The sequence below is a fragment of the Vibrio sp. 779(2023) genome, assembly GCF_033344285.1.
Lineage (GTDB): Bacteria > Pseudomonadota > Gammaproteobacteria > Enterobacterales > Vibrionaceae > Vibrio > Vibrio alginolyticus.
Window position 1 is genome coordinate 412,627 of record NZ_JAWPOM010000001.1, and the last position, 16,361, is coordinate 428,987.

The 16,361-nt window shown below is 43.9% G+C and carries 14 protein-coding genes; 10 read left to right on the forward strand and 4 right to left on the reverse strand.

Annotated features, from left to right (window positions below):
• The gene (locus R8O70_RS01840; protein ID WP_412034570.1) at positions 1-1,755 is read left to right on the forward strand and encodes an ABC transporter permease subunit; all 1,755 of its coding nucleotides are present in this window, start codon (positions 1-3) and stop codon (positions 1,753-1,755) included.
• Positions 1,756-1,932: 177 nt separating this feature from the next.
• On the opposite strand, the gene R8O70_RS01845 is transcribed toward R8O70_RS01840, so the two are convergent.
• Positions 1,933-2,691: a DeoR/GlpR family DNA-binding transcription regulator gene (locus tag R8O70_RS01845; RefSeq protein WP_005375354.1), complete on the reverse strand. Its 759-nt coding sequence runs from the start codon at positions 2,689-2,691 to the stop codon at positions 1,933-1,935.
• A 274-nt stretch (positions 2,692-2,965) separates the two neighbouring features.
• Between R8O70_RS01845 and ltnD the strand changes: the two genes are divergently transcribed.
• The 6 genes from ltnD (at position 2,966) to R8O70_RS01875 (ending at position 9,105) form a co-directional block, all read left to right on the forward strand.
• On the forward strand, positions 2,966-3,874 hold the full coding sequence (gene ltnD, locus R8O70_RS01850; protein WP_213971305.1) for an L-threonate dehydrogenase: 909 nt from the start codon (positions 2,966-2,968) through the stop codon (positions 3,872-3,874).
• Between the two features lie 25 nt (positions 3,875-3,899).
• Entirely contained in the window at positions 3,900-5,156 is a 1,257-nt protein-coding gene (gene otnK / locus R8O70_RS01855) for a 3-oxo-tetronate kinase (RefSeq protein ID WP_318184041.1), read from the forward strand.
• A gap of 11 nt (positions 5,157-5,167) precedes the next feature.
• Entirely contained in the window at positions 5,168-5,815 is a 648-nt protein-coding gene (locus R8O70_RS01860; protein ID WP_005385078.1) for an aldolase, read from the forward strand.
• Entirely contained in the window at positions 5,815-6,591 is a 777-nt protein-coding gene (gene otnI, locus R8O70_RS01865) for a 2-oxo-tetronate isomerase (protein ID WP_047101720.1), read from the forward strand. Before R8O70_RS01860 ends, otnI begins: the two co-directional genes overlap by 1 nt.
• Positions 6,592-6,652: 61 nt before the next feature.
• Positions 6,653-7,612, forward strand: coding sequence for a D-erythronate dehydrogenase (gene denD, locus R8O70_RS01870; protein ID WP_085569322.1), 960 nt, complete (start codon positions 6,653-6,655; stop codon positions 7,610-7,612).
• Positions 7,612-9,105: a GntP family permease gene (locus tag R8O70_RS01875; protein ID WP_005375369.1), complete on the forward strand. Its 1,494-nt coding sequence runs from the start codon at positions 7,612-7,614 to the stop codon at positions 9,103-9,105. The genes denD and R8O70_RS01875 overlap by 1 nt, the downstream gene beginning before the upstream one ends.
• A 266-nt stretch (positions 9,106-9,371) precedes the next feature.
• On the opposite strand, the gene rcnR is transcribed toward R8O70_RS01875, so the two are convergent.
• Complete coding sequence (gene rcnR, locus R8O70_RS01880; protein WP_005375370.1) at positions 9,372-9,644, reverse strand: Ni(II)/Co(II)-binding transcriptional repressor RcnR; 273 nt, start codon at positions 9,642-9,644, stop codon at positions 9,372-9,374.
• A 135-nt stretch (positions 9,645-9,779) separates the two neighbouring features.
• Between rcnR and R8O70_RS01885 the strand changes: the two genes are divergently transcribed.
• On the forward strand, positions 9,780-10,856 hold the full coding sequence (locus R8O70_RS01885) for a nickel/cobalt efflux protein RcnA (RefSeq protein WP_171342503.1): 1,077 nt from the start codon (positions 9,780-9,782) through the stop codon (positions 10,854-10,856).
• A 549-nt stretch (positions 10,857-11,405) separates the two neighbouring features.
• Positions 11,406-12,965: a methyl-accepting chemotaxis protein gene (locus R8O70_RS01890; RefSeq protein ID WP_017635256.1), complete on the forward strand. Its 1,560-nt coding sequence runs from the start codon at positions 11,406-11,408 to the stop codon at positions 12,963-12,965.
• Positions 12,966-13,112: 147 nt separating this feature from the next.
• On the opposite strand, the gene R8O70_RS01895 is transcribed toward R8O70_RS01890, so the two are convergent.
• Complete coding sequence (locus R8O70_RS01895) at positions 13,113-14,012, reverse strand: LysR family transcriptional regulator (protein ID WP_171342504.1); 900 nt, start codon at positions 14,010-14,012, stop codon at positions 13,113-13,115.
• A 141-nt stretch (positions 14,013-14,153) separates the two neighbouring features.
• Here R8O70_RS01895 and accD point away from each other — a divergent pair, with 141 nt between their 5' ends.
• Positions 14,154-15,017: an acetyl-CoA carboxylase, carboxyltransferase subunit beta gene (gene accD / locus R8O70_RS01900; protein ID WP_064354563.1), complete on the forward strand. Its 864-nt coding sequence runs from the start codon at positions 14,154-14,156 to the stop codon at positions 15,015-15,017.
• Between the two features lie 31 nt (positions 15,018-15,048).
• On the opposite strand, the gene R8O70_RS01905 is transcribed toward accD, so the two are convergent.
• Positions 15,049-16,026, reverse strand: a complete 978-nt coding sequence (locus R8O70_RS01905) for a hypothetical protein (RefSeq protein WP_171342505.1) — start codon at positions 16,024-16,026, stop codon at positions 15,049-15,051.
• Positions 16,027-16,361 lie beyond the last annotated feature (335 nt).

Consider the following 16,361-nt stretch of genomic DNA (forward strand, 5'->3'; position numbering starts at 1 on the left):
ATGTCGTCTGTTGCCAACATGCGCTCTCGTTGGAGCGCTTGTATGCCTGAATGGTTTACGCGTTTTTTGTCGCGCTTCCTGTCTCTCGGGGTAGTGGTTGTGCTGGTGGGTTTGATGCCGGATATTGCAGGTATCGATCCAAGCCAATCAATCCTCCGTGCCCGTGCGGGTGCTCAACAATTGCTGACGGCAGAAGCTCTGCAAGCCATTCGAGAGGATCTTCAACTTGACCGCAGCGCTGCTGAGCGATTGTGGGATTGGTTGACGCTTGCCATGCAAGGAGACTTAGGTGTCTCTTGGGTGAGCGGCGCATCCGTGATGGAGAGCGTTCAACAAACCGCAAAAACGTCGTTACTACTGATGCTTACAGCGCTGGGCATGGCATTTGTAATGTGCATGGCGAGCGTGCTTTACACTGTGCGTCGTTGGCAACAGAATCGTTTAGACAAACATCATGACACGCTCAGTTCGGTGTTGGTTTCACTGCCGGAATACGTGATTGCTTCGCTGCTGATCATGGTGTTTTCCATTTGGTTGGGTTGGTTCCCACCTTATGGTTGGCAAGGCGTGCAAAACCTCTGGTTACCCAGTTTGGCAATGGCATTGCCTGCTGCTGGTTTGTTCGGTCGTTTGCTCAATGACAGCCTCAAGCGTGTATTAGATGAACCTTGGGTGATCACTTGGCTATCGGCGAACGTCAGTAAGTTTCAAATCTTACGCTTTGCCTTGTGGCGTGCCGTTAGTAACTTGATTCCTCAAATCGCAATGACGGTGATTGGTTTAACCGGCGGTGCGGTTGCTGTGGAACAGGTGTTTTCCATTCCGGGTATCGGACGACTAATTTTAGGCGCGGCGAAGTCACAAGATCTGCCAATGCTGCAAGGCGGCTTGTTGGTGTTGTTGGTGTTCTCGATGTTAATCAGCAGTGCGAGCATCTTATTGCAACGCTGGTTACTCGGGCACAGTGTCACAAGTGGCAAGCTGATCAGCAGTCACAGCACGTTCCGTTTTACCCAAAGCACCACCAAACGCATCGTCAGTGCCATAATCTTTGCCTTGCTGATTGGTTGTGCGGGATGGGCGTTAATGCGCGATCCTTACACCATCCAATTTACCCGCCTTGAATCGCCAAGCTTGGCTGCCCCGTTTGGTGCCGATGCGGTCGGGCGAGATCTGCTTGCTCGCGTTGGTGGCGGTATGATGTCGACAATCAAAATGGGCATCATCGCGACGTTCCTAAGTTTGGTGATTGGTTTGCTGCTCGGCTTCGTGACTCGTTATAGCCAAGGCTTAATTGAGATCACCAAAGGTGTGCCATACATCGTGGCGGGTCTACTGATTGCTGGTCTAACGGGGATGAACCCAAACAGTGCCTTGATTGCGATTGTTATGGTGTCATGGGCACCATTAGCGGCGCACTGTGCGAGCTTGTTGATGGAAGCCAAAGCGCAGCCTTATACGCATCTTGCGCCCATTTGGGGAACCAGTCAGTTGCGAGTACTCCGCTACTACTTGTTGCCTTATGTGCTGCCGCCATTGATTCGTCACGCGTTTCTGCGCTTGCCGTACATTACGCTCAGCCTGACGTCTCTGAGTTTTATCGGACTTGGCGTTAAGCCACCAGAACCTGAATGGGGCTTATTGATTGCAGAGAATTTGCCTTACATCGAGCGCTCACCATTAGGTGTCTTACTGCCAATCTCAGGCTTAGTTTTGATGGCAATTGCAGTGAATTTGATTTTTGATGACAAGTGACGAGCAGCGATAAAGTGAAGTGAGCGTCCATATCCAGATGTAATCAGTAATTTGGTAATTTAGAAAACAAAAGGATGTGTTTTCTGCCAGAAAGTACACAGCACGGTCTATGTATATTGGAAGCACCTATAAATTAACGAGTATAAAAGTTACGCGAACTCAGATGTTTAGGTAGTGTTACTCTTTATACACACGTAATCCTTTATCCGTTAATTCTTGAGTGACCACTTCGGATAGGTTTCGATCGGTAATAATTCCGTCCAATTGCTCGATGTCTAATGCATGAAAGCTCGCTATCTGACCGTATTTAGTTGAGTCTGAGATCAGATAATTGGTTTGTGCCGCCTTGATGATTGCTTTTTTAACGAGAACTTTATTTTCATTAGGTGTTGATAAGCCTTTCAAGCTCCAAGATGAAGTCGAAATAAAGGCGATATCAATATTTAGCCCATTCAAGAACTCTGCGACTTTTCCTCCAATGGTAGATTGGTTCTCGCGGTCAATTTTTCCCCCAGTGTGGTAAAGCTCACATTCACTGTGCGTCATAAGGAAAGCAGCAATAGAGAAGTCATTGGTGATCACTAAAAGATCATTACGATTTGCTATTTGATGGGCGATTTCTAGAGAGGTTGTTCCCGCATCCAAGTAAATCGTAGCGTCTTGACCAATTAACGTAGCCGCCAGCTTACCAATTTGAATCTTTTCATCCGCTTGTTGCTCGACCTTCGCATCATGGGAAAGTTCGGAATGTAGAGCTTGAGCGAGTTGCACTCCACCAGAAACAGAAACGACTTTACCTGAGGATTCAAGCTTCACGATATCACGACGAATGGTCATATGTGATACGCCAAGGTGGTCGGTTAAATCTGAAATGCTTAACACTTCTTGATGTGATAACAGGGATAATATGGTTCTTTGACGTTCTGCTGGGATCATAGTTTCACTTCTATATTCTTGTTTTTCAGTATCCTACCAATCTTTTCATTTGTTGTGAATATCTGTGAATTATGTTCTCAACGTTGTAAGAACAGCCTTCGCTTGTGTTAACTGCTCGGAATATCTCTGCCCATAAAGAGGTATATATCACGACATTGTTAATTTGTGTGAAAAAATGTGATTCAAAGCGAGGTCTTAGTATTAATCTTCACATATAATCACATCAACCAAACAAGAATTAACAAAGTTTAATAGACCAGAAGGCATTGTTTTTATGAGTGAAGTTCAATCTGTAGGTGTTATCGGTTTAGGCTCTATGGGAATGGGCGCCGCAAAGTCATGTGTGCGTGCAGGCCTAGATGTCTATGGTTTCGATTTAAATTCTCAAGCGCTTGAAGAGTTAGGTTCATTCGGTGCAAAAGCTGTTTCTACAAATGCAGTTGAGTTTGCAGATAAGCTTGATTCGGTTCTAGTTCTTGTTGTGAACGCAGCTCAAGTTAACACGGTCTTGTTCAAAACCGGTCTTGCTACAGCGCTTAAGCCGAATACGCCAGTAATGGTTTCAGCAACCATCTCAGCAGAAGACGCAAAACAAATTGAAGCGAAATTGGCAGAACACAATCTTGTGATGCTTGATGCACCGGTATCTGGTGGTGCTGCAAAAGCAGAATTAGGTGAGATGACTATTATGGCGTCGGGAGCGCAAAGCACATTTGATGCACTTGAACCAGTACTCAACGCAACGGCAGCTAAAGTCTACAACATCGGTGAAGCGATTGGCCTAGGCGCAACTGTGAAGATTATCCACCAATTGCTAGCAGGTGTTCATATCGCAGCTGGTGCTGAAGCAATGGCATTAGCGGCACGTGCAAACATTCCTCTTGACCTGATGTACGACGTGGTGACGAATGCAGCGGGTAACTCTTGGATGTTTGAGAACCGCATGAAGCATGTAGTTGATGGTGACTACTCCCCTAAATCTATGGTCGACATCTTTGTGAAAGATTTAAACCTCGTATCGGACACAGCAAAAGATCTCAAATTTCCACTTCCTCTATCAAGCACAGCACTAAACATGTTTTTGAGTGCAAGCAATGCTGGTTTTGGCCAGGAGGACGACAGTGCCGTTATCAAGATTTTTAATGGTATTGAGCTTCCAGGTGTAGAAAACAAACAGAAATAAGCGCACGTAAAACGGAGAAAAAATGATGTTATTAGGCGTTATCGCAGACGACTTTACTGGCGCAACAGACATCGCAGGTTTTCTTGTAGAAAACGGCATGCGCACAGTTCAGCTTAACGGTATTCCAAAAGAAGAGATTGATGTAAACGCAGATGCGGTCGTGATCAGTCTTAAATCTCGCTCCTGCCCTGTAGATGAGGCAATCGAGGATTCAGTAGCTGCGCTTAAGTGGCTGCAAGCAAATGGCTGTCAGCAGTTTTACTTCAAGTACTGCTCAACGTTTGACAGCACAGCAGAAGGTAACATTGGTCCTGTAACGGATGCACTGCTTGCAGAGCTAGGTGAAGCGTTCACCATTGTATGCCCATCATTACCAGTGAATGGTCGCACAGTTTACAACGGCCATCTATTTGTATTCCAAGACTTGCTAAGCGACTCAGGTATGCGTAATCACCCTGTGACACCAATGACTGATTCAAGCCTAGTTCGTATGATGGATGCGCAATCTCAAGGCAAATCTGGCCTGGTGAACTTCCAAATAATTGAACAAGGTCCAAAAGCGGTAATTGAGCGCTTTGAAGAGCTAAAAGTACAAGGCAACCGCTACGCAGTGGTTGATGCATTCAATGCAGAGCATCTTGTCACACTTGGTCAAGCGGCGAAGTCTCTAAAACTGGTATCTGGTGGTTCTGGTTTGGCAGCGGGTATTGCTAAGAACTGGATAGAGAACCTTGAAGATCAAAGTGATGCGAAGCAAGAGGGGAACCCTAAAAAGGCACCAACCGTTGTGTTATCTGGATCTTGTTCTGTCATGACCAACCAACAGGTCGCTGTTTACAAAGAAAAAGCGCCACACTTTGCTATTGATGTGAAGGCGTGTCTGACGGAAGAAGACTACTCAAATCAAGTGTTTGATTGGGTCATGACCAACATCGAAAGCGAGTTCGCACCACTGGTTTACGCAACCGCAGATGCAGCGGCGTTAAAAGCGATTCAACAAGAGTTTGGCGCGCATGCTTCAAGTCACGCGGTTGAACAATTCTTTAGCCAACTTGCAGTTAAACTTCAGCAGAACGGTGTGAAAAATTTCATCGTTGCGGGTGGGGAAACCTCAGGGGTTGTAACCCAAAGCCTAGCCGTAAAAGGTTTTCATATCGGTCCTCAAATCGCACCAGGTGTACCTTGGGTGAAGTCACTTGAAGGCGAGCTTTCTTTGGCTCTGAAATCGGGCAACTTCGGCGATGAACACTTCTTTGCCAAAGCACAGTCGTTTTTTGAATAGGTGAGGTTGTGATGAATAAAGAATTGATGACAGAACAACAACTGCGAGAGCAAATGGTCACTATGGCGCGCTCTATGTTTGAACGTGGCTATGCGACTGGCGGCGCTGGCAACCTTTCTCTAAAACTGCCTAATGGACACTTTCTGGCAACGCCAACTGGTTCTTCGTTCGGCCGCTTGATTGCTGAAGAGCTTTCGGTTGTGGATATTGATGGCAACCATATCTCTGGTGAAAAGCCATCAAAAGAAGTCGCTTTTCATCTGGCGATTTATCGAAATAACTCAAAGTGTAATGCGATTGTGCATCTGCATTCTACTTACTTGACGGCGCTTTCTTGTCTTGAAGGTCTAGATCGCGAGAATGCCATCAAAGCTTTTACACCTTACTTTGTAATGCGCATTGGCGAACTGCCAGTGATTCCGTACCTGCGCCCGGGCGACCCTCAGATTGCTGAAGAACTTGCGCAACGGGCTAGTGACTACCGAGCTTTCCTCCTGGCGAACCATGGTCCAGTGATCACGGGTACGGACTTTGAAGATGCAGTGGATAACGCAGAAGAGCTAGAAGAGACAGCGAAGCTAGCGTTCATTCTTAAAGACAGCAACATCCGCTACTTAACGGATACTGAGATTCAAGACCTAAAAGGGAGAGGTAAGTAATGGCTAAATTCGCAGCAAATCTGACAATGTTATTCACAGAAGTTCCTTTTCTAGATCGTTTCGAAAAAGCACACCAAGCGGGCTTCAAAGCGGTGGAATACCTTTTCCCATACGCATTCGAAGCGCAAGAACTAGCAAGCAAGATACAGCAGTTTGGTTTTGAGCAAGCGTTATTCAACATGCCTCCAGGTGATTGGGATGCAGGTGAACGAGGTTTTGCAGCTATTCCGGGGCGTGAGGATGAATTTAAAACGAGCGTCGAGACTGCGCTGATGTACGCCAAGGCACTGAACTGTAAAAAGGTTCACGCTATGTCTGGCATTGTTGATTCACGCTTCACTCGTGATCAGCATATTGAAACCTTTATCTCAAACATTCGTTATGCAGCGGATAAGTTTGCCGAACAAGGTGTTGAGCTGATGATTGAGCCACTCAACAATCGCGATGTACCGAACTACTTTGTTGCACATCAACGTGAAGCGGTGGAACTCATCAAACAAGTGGCTCGTCCAAACGTGAAATTGCAGCTCGATCTCTATCACGCACAAATTATGGACGGTGATCTGAGTACGTTGATTCGCGATGTGGCGCCATACACAGGCCATATTCAAATTGCTTCTGTGCCTGAAAGGCACGAACCATCGGAAGGCGAACTGAATTACCCACACCTATTCAATGTTTTGGATGACTCTGGTTACCAAGGCTGGATCGGTTGTGAATACAACCCAAGGCATAGCACGCAGCTGGGCCTTAGTTGGGTTAAACCATACCTATAACAATTTTAATTTCTATCCATAAATAACTTGAAACCAATTACAAAAACAAAGGGTCGTGACTATGAATATTATCATAACTGGAGGGGCGGGTTTTCTCGGAACCCTACTTGCCAAATCACTACTAAAAGAAAACAAAGCTGAAAGTATTACTATTGTCGACATTCAAAAGTCGCGCTTAGAGGGCATTGATGACCGAGTCGTTTCTTTAGTCATGGATATGACAAAGCGAGAAAATATAGACCAAGTTATTACTGCCGAAACGACACACATTTTTCATTTAGCGGCAATTGTATCGAGCCATGCTGAGCAAGATTTTGATTTAGGCGTAGCTGTAAATCTGACGACCACACAGTTATTGCTTGAGCGTTGCCGTAAAGTAAACCCTAATATTCGTTTTACGTTTGCTTCATCTTTAGCTGTATTTGGTGGTGATCTTCCGGAAACGATTACACCAATAACAGCACTTCATCCTCAGTCATCCTACGGGACGCAAAAAGCTATAGGTGAGTTATTGGTGAACGACTATGCCCGTAAAGGCTTTGTTAAAGCTGTATCCGTACGTTTACCGACTATTTGTATTCGCCCTGGGAAACCAAACCTTGCCGCTAGCTCTTTCGTAAGCGGAATTATTCGTGAGCCTTTGAATGCTCAAGAATCAAATTGTCCTGTAGACCCTACGCTAAAACTTTGGATATCGAGCCCGTCTAGAGTGGTTGACAATATTCAGTATGCAGGGCTAATGCCTTATGAGCAGTTAAATAATCTGTCCTATAGAACGCTTAATTTACCTGGAATTCAAACTACACCAGCTGAGATGATTCAAACAATGGACACTTTAGTGGGTAAGCAACTTTCTAATTATATTACCTATGAGCATGATGCGGGTATTGATCGTATTGTGAGTAGTTGGCCACAAAAAATTGATTGTACTAAAGAACTGGAGCTTGGATTTAAAGCAGACAGTAATTTCAAGGATGTATTACAACAATTTATTTCTGTTAACAATATGGAGATTGTCTAATGTTACCAACCTCAGTAATTGGACTAATAGTAGCCGTATCAGTCCTTGTTTTTCTTGTATTACGTACAAAAGTACATGTGTTAATTGCGATGTTAATTGCGGCATGTATCGCAGGTATTATTGGTGGGTTAAGTGTTGACGACACGATTGCGACCGTTAGCAAAGGATTTGGTGGAACATTAGGCGGTATAGGGATTGTCATCGGTCTCGGCGTTATGATGGGGGCTATTTTAGAGGCTTCTGGAGCAGGAGAAAGTATTGCCTATAATTTTATAAAGTGGTTAGGAAAAAAGAAAGAAGAGGCCGCTCTTGCTGTAACTGGCTATATTGTTAGCATCCCAATCTTTGTGGATAGCGCGCTTATCATTCTTTATCCAATAGCGAAGTCTTTGTCAAAAACGTCCAATCGCTCGATTTTAACGCTTACGGTTGCTCTGGCGGGCGGCTTGGTCGTAGCGCATCACGCTATTCCGCCGACTCCAGGGCCTTTGGGCGTTGCTGGTATCTTTGGTGTCGATCTTGCCAGCATGTTAGGTTTTGGTTTGATGATCGCAGCGCCTTGTGTCATGGGTATTGTTTGGTATGCAAGATGGTTAGAAAAGCAGTTTCCTGAATTCATTCCAACCGAACATTTCTCGAAGTCTAGTGAGCAACTGATTAATGATCACAAAGAGTACATTGCAAGTAAAGAAGCGAAAGACCTACCATCTTTAAGTAAATCTATCGCTCCAATTATTATCCCTATTTTACTTATACTTGCGAAATCAGTGATGGGTTTATTAGAGGGGACTTTCGGTTTCGAAGGGCTGACTGCAACAACATTTGGTCAATTTATCGCTTTTATCGGCAGCCCTACTATTGCACTATCAATAGCGACGTTACTAGCGGTTTACACATTGGGTAATAACCTTACCAAAGAAGAAGCGAATGAAAAGATGGAACAAGGAATCTCCACTTGTGGCATCATTTTGTTAGTAACAGGTGCTGGTGGCGCGTTAGGTGCCGTATTGCGTGAAACGGGTGCGGGCGCAGAGATTGCCAACCAAGTTGCAGGGCTTCCTATTTCTGCGGTTATGATTCCATTTATTATTGCGACGTTAGTTCGTATTATTCAGGGCTCTGGTACAGTCTCCATGATAACCGCTGCCTCTATATCTGCCCCAGTTTTAGTGAATATTCCTGACGTTAACCTTTTATTCGCAGCGACGGCAGCTACGATGGGATCTCTATTTGCTGGCTACTTTAATGACTCGCTATTCCATATTGTTAATCGATTAATGGGGGTGACTGAGGTTAAGAAACAACTCATTATTTGGACTATTCCAACAACAATTGCTTGGGCTATTGGTGGTTCATTAGTCATGATTCTTAACTTATTCTTCGGATCTCATGGTTCAATCTTTGATCCTGTGTTACCACTTGCTGTACTTTTGGGGTGTGTTGCATTTACAAAATCTTACAGCGCTAAGCACGTCGAATTACAAGAGGTATAAAGGTTTACTTGTACTCTTCCATAAAGTAAAAACCTATCACAATATGTATTTTTATCAGATAGTTTAGAGTTTTTTAATAATATGAACGGCCCTATGTTTGGGCCGTTTTAGTTCTTATAAATAAACTATTTAAATTGAACCGATATAGGTTCCGTTTTCAACTTAATCAATATGAAATGGAATTGTTATTTCCCGCTTAGTAAGAGATTACCTATAAAGGTTCTATTCGAGTTTAACTCTAGTGATTTTACTCTAGCGAAGTAGGGTTACTTTATATAAGAGTCCAGTACTTTTAATACGACTTCCATATCTTTTTCACGTTGAGTTTTGTCTTCCTCAAGTACGACGTGTTCAAGTAAGTGACCTTTAATTACTTCTCGCATCAAACCATTTACTGCTCCCCGAATAGCGGCAATCTGCTGCAACACATCTTGGCATTCATGCTCTTCTTCCAGCATTTTTTTAAGTCCATTCACCTGACCCTGTATTTTACTGACTCGAGTGTTGAGCTTCTTTTGATCTCTGGTTGTATGCGACATGTCTTATCTTCTTTAAGTTACGGGCCGAGTTATTCTAACTGATAATGTAGCACTCAATTTATACTGGGGGGTAGTATTTAATACTAGGGGGGAGTATAGTTTGCGATAAATTAGAATCAACAACAGAGAACAACAATGGATTTTGTCGCGTTACTACAACAAGGTAATGGGTGGTTCTTTATTCCCAGTGCCATTTTGCTTGGCGCCTTGCATGGTTTAGAACCTGGGCACTCTAAAACGATGATGGCGGCGTTCATTGTCGCGGTGAAAGGAACGGTCAAACAAGCCGTGATGCTGGGTTTAGCTGCCACACTTTCTCACACTATAATTGTATGGTTAATCGCTGTTGGCGGGATGTATATTAGCCAGAAATTCACCGCTGAAGCGGCTGAACCATGGATGCAACTTATCTCTGGGGTCATTATCGTGACAACCGGCGTATGGATGTTTTGGCGGACATGGAGCGATGAGCGAGCTTGGAACAAAGCTCAGGATCATGCTCGCGACTGGACGACGCAAGTTGTGGATACAGGACATGGGCATGTTTCGCTTTCGATTACACAGGAAGGGGAGCATCACCGTTTCCAATTGCGAACACTCAGCGGTAAACCTTTAACTGCTGAAGGTATCAAGGTTTCGGTATCGAGTGATGGTTATCAACCTGCTGATATCTATCACTTTATAGAGCGTGATGGATACTTGGAATCGGCGTCTTGCATTGAAGTCTCTAATGGACTTTCTGTCACTTTGATCATCGGGCACCATGATCATACCCATGACTTTGATGTACATTTCCGTTCTAGTTCTCATTTAGAAAGCGAAGATAAGGAATATCAAGATGCTCACGAACGCGCTCACGCTTTAGACATTCAAAAACGCTTTGAGAATCGAGACGTGACGAATGGGCAAATTCTGCTGTTTGGATTAACGGGCGGTTTGATTCCATGCCCTGCTGCGGTAACGGTTTTGCTTATCTGTTTGCAGCTTAAGGCAATGACTCTTGGTGCGACTTTAGTTGTGTCATTCAGTATTGGCTTAGCCTTGACTCTGGTTGCTGTTGGCGTTGTGGCAGCATTGGGCGTGCAAAAAGCGACATCTAAATGGAGCGGTTTGAATGATGTTGCACGTCGAGCTCCTTACTTATCGGGCGTCTTGATCAGTGCAGTTGGTTTATACATGGGTATGCATGGATACATATCGCTGACGAGTTAAACTCTGTGATAAAGACTCTTTTCCTTTCTTTTTGTATGGGTAATGGCTTCATGCCTTGGTTTGCCTATTTTGCTGCCGATTCTTGATTGAGAATCACTCGATCCGACATCGCTGCCATATCTACAAACCAAGTCATTCTCGCTTCACCAAGCATCTCGGATTACAACCGCTGCAATTGTGGCTCTAATATCTGAACCTGAGATACTAAATGATAAAACGGGAGCACTGACCACAGCGCTCCCGACGGCAAAACGCTAATTAGAACTCTTTTCTTTAATGTTCGATACCAATTTGGTCGCATAGTTAAATTTAACTATGCAAACGTTTCCTTTTGCGTACTCGTCCCTTCGCCAAACCTCGTAGAAATGTGACGTTTTGAAGACTTTTTTTCCTTCTGTCTAAAGTAATCGGGAACCAAGCAGATACATAGTTATAAAGTTATGTCTTGCTCTGCCAAACAGACCCAAAATGCAGTTTGGTTGGTTTTGGAGAAGAAAGGCTTAGCGCTCGATTAATGAGCATCAATTGAATTGTATTGAGACAATTATAATGAAAAGAATCATCTTATTAGCAGTCTGCGCCATGTTTGGTATTGCTGTCGTGGCGAGTATGGCATCAACGTACCTAATTTCGAGTCAGAAAATCGATGACATCATCTTAAACAAATCCCAAGTTCAAGCTGAGTTTCTAGCGGGAAATGCGAGTTATATTTTGGAGAACTCAGCCAATCCAATGCAAGATTTACAATCGCTTGTTGAGGGGCTGAAACAACGTTCAGACGTGAGTTATGCCGTTGTAATTGACCGTAACGTAACGGCAGTAGCCCACAGTGATAAGCACAAGCTGAACAAAACCTATAACGATGAATATACTGTTGAAGGCGCGACGAGAGGTGTTCAACAGTACTCAAAGTGGTATGCCGATGTCCAGAAAGTATGGGTGTTTGACATCATGGCACCAATTTATGTGGATGGTCAGTTATACGGTACTTTTGATATCGGTATTCCTATTACCGAAGTGAGCCAAGCGACGAATGGAATTATTACTTACCAGTTGATCTCTATGGTGGCGATCTTCGTTATGTGTGTTTTGATTCTGTCACTTCTGCTAAATAAACTGATGAGACCGCTTTCTGCGCTTAAAGACGCTCTACAAGACATCTCAAAAGGAGACGGAGACTTAACCGTTCGTTTGCCAGCGAAAGGTAATGACGAAGTCGCGCAAATTTCTTCTGCTTTCAACGTTTTTGTTGGGAAAGTACATGAGATTATTACACAAGTTGTAAATACTGGTGTGGAGCTTAATAGTTCAGCTGTCGCTTTGCGTGGGCAATCTCAACAAGCGCTCACAAGAGGGCAAGAGCAGAACGAGCAAACCATGCTGGTTGTCACATCCATGAACGAAATGATTGCGACGGTCAATGAAATTGCCTCCAATGCTGCTGGAGCGGCAAATGCTGCGAGTGCAGCAAGTAATGAAGCGCAAGATGGCTACACGACGCTAGAAAGAACCAAAACGGCGATGACTAATCTTGAAAACGAGATGAACAGCACTTCCAACATTATCGTGAGTCTTGCTGAAAATACTCAGTCGATTGGTAGTATTCTAGAGGTGATTAGAGGTATTTCGGAGCAAACCAATCTATTGGCTCTCAATGCGGCTATCGAAGCTGCACGCGCTGGTGATGCCGGCCGAGGTTTTGCAGTCGTAGCTGATGAAGTTCGCAACCTAGCGACTAAAACGGCTCATTCTACCGATGAAATTGACAACATGATTCACCAGCTACAAACTGAAGCTCAAAGTGCGGTGAATTCAATGAGCAATAGTAAGACTCTTATTGAAGAAGGAACGGCAGAAACCGAGTTAGCTCGACAGGCTTTAGAAGCAATAGCTGCACAAGTGACGACTATTTCAGATATCAATACTCAAGTAGCAACAGCAACAGAACAGCAATCAACGGTAGCAAACGAAATTAATATGAACATGGATACCGTCAGCCACTCAGTGAAAAGTGCGCTAACGGCGAGTGAGCAACTAGAAGAATCAAGTCAACAACTCGCGGAGCTATCGCGAACACTCGATCGTCACGTAGGAGCGTTTAGAATCTAAACGCCAACTGACCCTCTTTAATAAAAGCCAGTAAATGTTAATTGCTGGCTTTTTTATTTGAAAAAATCGAGTCTCAAATCGCTTAGCGGTGTTTGTCCTTTCTAGACGATAAAACAGAATACGATAAATTAGTTGAGTAAAGCTTAGCTAGGCGTTAAGTTTTGCGTTTTGCTTTAAATGTTCAACAAACATAGATATTTTCTTAGCTACATGTTTTCTAGACGAGTAAAAGGCGTAAAGCACTAAATCCTCAGGTTCGTACTCTAGAGTGACGATTTCTAGCTCACCATTTTTGATCTCATTTTGGCATGACTCAATTGGCAATATTGCGTATCCAAGCCCTGATAACGCGCCATATCTGGCGAGATGACCGCTGTTTACTTTGAATGAAGATTGCACAGTTTGAGTAATATGGCCCCCAACAGGGTTTCTGAATACCCATGGTGCACCATTTACTGCGGTAAGCGTCGTGATGCAGGGAACATGACTTAGATCCGTAATTTTGTAAGGGGTGGCGTATTTCTCAATTAGTTGAGGCGCGGCTAAAATGGTACTGGGCCAGCGTTTTATCTCTCTCGCCACCCAGTTACTGTCTGACAAAGTCCCTCTATGAAAACTCAATATTATATCAAAGCCATCGATAGCATCGCCTTTAGGGGCGAGCGTTGTATCACAATGCAAAGAGATTGCTGGATATTGATTGCAAAAGGAAACAATAGCTTTTGCCAGTACAGGTGTGTCTGGCATAAGAATTCGCAGTTCCCCTGTTACCGTGTGTGAGTGGCGCGTTACCGTTTCTAGTGCGGCGTTGAGTTGCTCCAATAACGGACGAGTGCTGCTATAGAGCTCTTCTCCAGCCTCGGTAGGCGTCATTCGCCTTGTTGTTCTATTGAACAACCTAATGTTTAACTTTTCTTCAAGCAGGGCAATGTGTCGGCTGACATTTGATGTTGGTATATTCAAACACTCAGCGGCTCGCTTAAAGCTGTTGTTCTCATAAACACAGTGAAAACTTTTTAACCAGATTTGGTCAACGTTATCAAACATTTCATTATCCCATTTTATTGGATTATCAAGCCAGCATATCGCACTTTATCCCTGTACTAAGTTACATACAATTTTATTTACAAGTTTAAGCGAACAAACAACGAGATATCGCGCTAGAACGTAATCAATAGTGGTGAATTTATGAGCTGGTTAGAACGGTTATTTGAGAATAAAAATATAATAGGTTCGCGCAAAGCGTCTATCCCTGAGGGCGTTTGGACAAAGTGTCCTGAGTGTGAACAAATACTTTATAGTGCCGCGTTAAAAGAAAATTTGGAAGTATGCCCTAAATGCTCATATCACATGAGAATGGCTGCGCGTCAAAGGTTGATCTCTTTTCTGGACCATGGAACACAACAAGAGTTGGCAAGTGAGTTGGAGCCACAAGATATTTTGGGTTTTAAAGACTTAAAGCGATATAAAGAGCGAATTGCTTTAGCACAGAAAACGACTGGAGAAAAAGATGCGTTGGTGGTGATGGAGGGCAAGTTATTGGGTCTGCCTGTTGTTGCGTGTGCATTCGAATTCTCTTTCATGGCAGGCTCGATGGGCGCAGTGGTTGGCGAGAAGTTTGTCCGAGCAGTTGAAAGCGCAATTAATACAAAATCTGGGTTAGTATGTTTTTCCGCTTGCGGAGGGGCGCGCATGCAAGAGTCTTTGGTGGCACTCATGCAAATGTCAAAAACCAGCGCCGCGTTAAACCACTTATCTGAGCACAGATTACCCTATATCTCAGTATTGACGGACCAAACTTATGGTGGCGTCTCGGCGAGTTTAGCCATGTTAGGAGACATCAATATTGGTGAACCTAAAGCAAGTATTGGCTTTGCGGGAAGACGGGTCATTGAGCAAACGGTACGTGAAAAGCTACCAGACGAGTTTCAGCGAAGTGAATTTTTACTAGCGCATGGTGCGCTAGATATGATTGTCGATAGACGTGAAATGCGCGATCGCGTTGGCCGCTTACTGGCTAAGTTAACCAACGCGAGGGTGGTCTCAGAATAGGTTGTATTAAAGTTAGACTTAGTACTTGCGTTTATTGAGCCGTAATCATTACAAACCGTTCATTTTGCCCCCATCTTGGTTCCGCATTCATTAGGCTGAGATCCAACGCCGTTTGGTATGGGTCAACAGCAAAATGGTCGCTTACTAACCCCCAGAGCATCCAGTTGATTGCGGTTTCATTCTCGGTAAGCTCTTCGAGTGGCGCTTGGAGGAAAAAGTACTCATCTTCGCCATCGTAACCGAGCCGATCATAGATAATGTTGCGTAGCTCTCGATCCAAATCATGTTGGAGGTTGATTGAGTCGTACAGTTGCTCTTCTGTTGGGCCATTCTCATGGTGATAAACATTGCGTTTTGACTCTTTGTGTAAAGTACCTGCGCCAGTTTCAATGCTTACTTTCTTTTGCGAGTGTTGCTCAAGAACTTGAATGATTTCACCCTCTAGTTGATCGAGTTTACTCAGCAAAACTTGATTGTTTATGTCACCAGCGGGGGAGGCCATCGTTTGGAAGGCTTTCACTCTCTCGTAGACTGCTTTCCCGTGAGGAAGGGCTGCAAAACACTGTTCTTGGAGCGCTTCATTGGCTTGCCAAATGCCCGAGTAGAGCTCGTAATCATGTGTATATGGTGGAAGCTCTTCAGTATCTTCCCCTAATAATTCTCGCCAGTGCTTTTGCCACTGTTCTTCTTTTGCGTGTTTTACACGCGCGTATTGCTTAACCCAGCGGTTACGAAGTTTTACCCCAAAAATGGCAAGTCCCCATGGAGCGAGCAAATAAAAATAATAGTGAGAAGAGTTATCCCAAAAGTAACCGTAAACGTAAACACCAAAAGCAAGCACCCAAGTTCCAATAGTACAAGCAATAACCCCGGACATTATTGATGATTGGCGCTTTGTTTCTCTTAATGTATTACCTTCAGCACATAACCAAAAAATGCCGCCAAAAACAAAGGCAAACGTTGTCATGAAGTAGGCAATCCCCGCTCCCAAAAATCCCCAAAGTGACATGTATTATCCCTAGCCAAATATCTGCTTTATTCACTCATCAATGACTGGAGGAGTAAATGTGTTTGATTTGGCGGAGAATTTACCATTAATGCCAACCTTTTGATATGCACTCTATGACTTATTGGGAATGAGTCACAAATAAAAATAGATGGTATCAAGCATCAAAATTTAATTTAGAACCTTTGATTGTCGTGAACTCTATCTGGAAGAGTTAAGGGGGGCGTTTAAGGGCAATTTTCCTCATAAAGTCGTTATTTAGAAAAAGGTAAATTAATGTTTTTATTGATAATTGTGAGTTTTTTGGGAGTGGGATTGCTCCCATTTAATTAGAGTAA

Excerpts from the sequence above, each read along its gene's own strand:
- R8O70_RS01840 (WP_412034570.1), top strand. The coding sequence starts at position 1 with ATGTCGTCTGTTGCCAACATGCGCTCTCGTTGGAGCGCTTGTATGCCT.
- R8O70_RS01845 (WP_005375354.1), bottom strand. The coding sequence starts at position 2,691 with ATGATCCCAGCAGAACGTCAAAGAACCATATTATCCCTGTTATCACAT.
- ltnD (WP_213971305.1), top strand. The coding sequence starts at position 2,966 with ATGAGTGAAGTTCAATCTGTAGGTGTTATCGGTTTAGGCTCTATGGGA.
- otnK (WP_318184041.1), top strand. The coding sequence starts at position 3,900 with ATGTTATTAGGCGTTATCGCAGACGACTTTACTGGCGCAACAGACATC.
- R8O70_RS01860 (WP_005385078.1), top strand. The coding sequence starts at position 5,168 with ATGAATAAAGAATTGATGACAGAACAACAACTGCGAGAGCAAATGGTC.
- otnI (WP_047101720.1), top strand. The coding sequence starts at position 5,815 with ATGGCTAAATTCGCAGCAAATCTGACAATGTTATTCACAGAAGTTCCT.
- denD (WP_085569322.1), top strand. The coding sequence starts at position 6,653 with ATGAATATTATCATAACTGGAGGGGCGGGTTTTCTCGGAACCCTACTT.
- R8O70_RS01875 (WP_005375369.1), top strand. The coding sequence starts at position 7,612 with ATGTTACCAACCTCAGTAATTGGACTAATAGTAGCCGTATCAGTCCTT.
- rcnR (WP_005375370.1), bottom strand. The coding sequence starts at position 9,644 with ATGTCGCATACAACCAGAGATCAAAAGAAGCTCAACACTCGAGTCAGT.
- R8O70_RS01885 (WP_171342503.1), top strand. The coding sequence starts at position 9,780 with ATGGATTTTGTCGCGTTACTACAACAAGGTAATGGGTGGTTCTTTATT.
- R8O70_RS01890 (WP_017635256.1), top strand. The coding sequence starts at position 11,406 with ATGAAAAGAATCATCTTATTAGCAGTCTGCGCCATGTTTGGTATTGCT.
- R8O70_RS01895 (WP_171342504.1), bottom strand. The coding sequence starts at position 14,012 with ATGTTTGATAACGTTGACCAAATCTGGTTAAAAAGTTTTCACTGTGTT.
- accD (WP_064354563.1), top strand. The coding sequence starts at position 14,154 with ATGAGCTGGTTAGAACGGTTATTTGAGAATAAAAATATAATAGGTTCG.
- R8O70_RS01905 (WP_171342505.1), bottom strand. The coding sequence starts at position 16,026 with ATGTCACTTTGGGGATTTTTGGGAGCGGGGATTGCCTACTTCATGACA.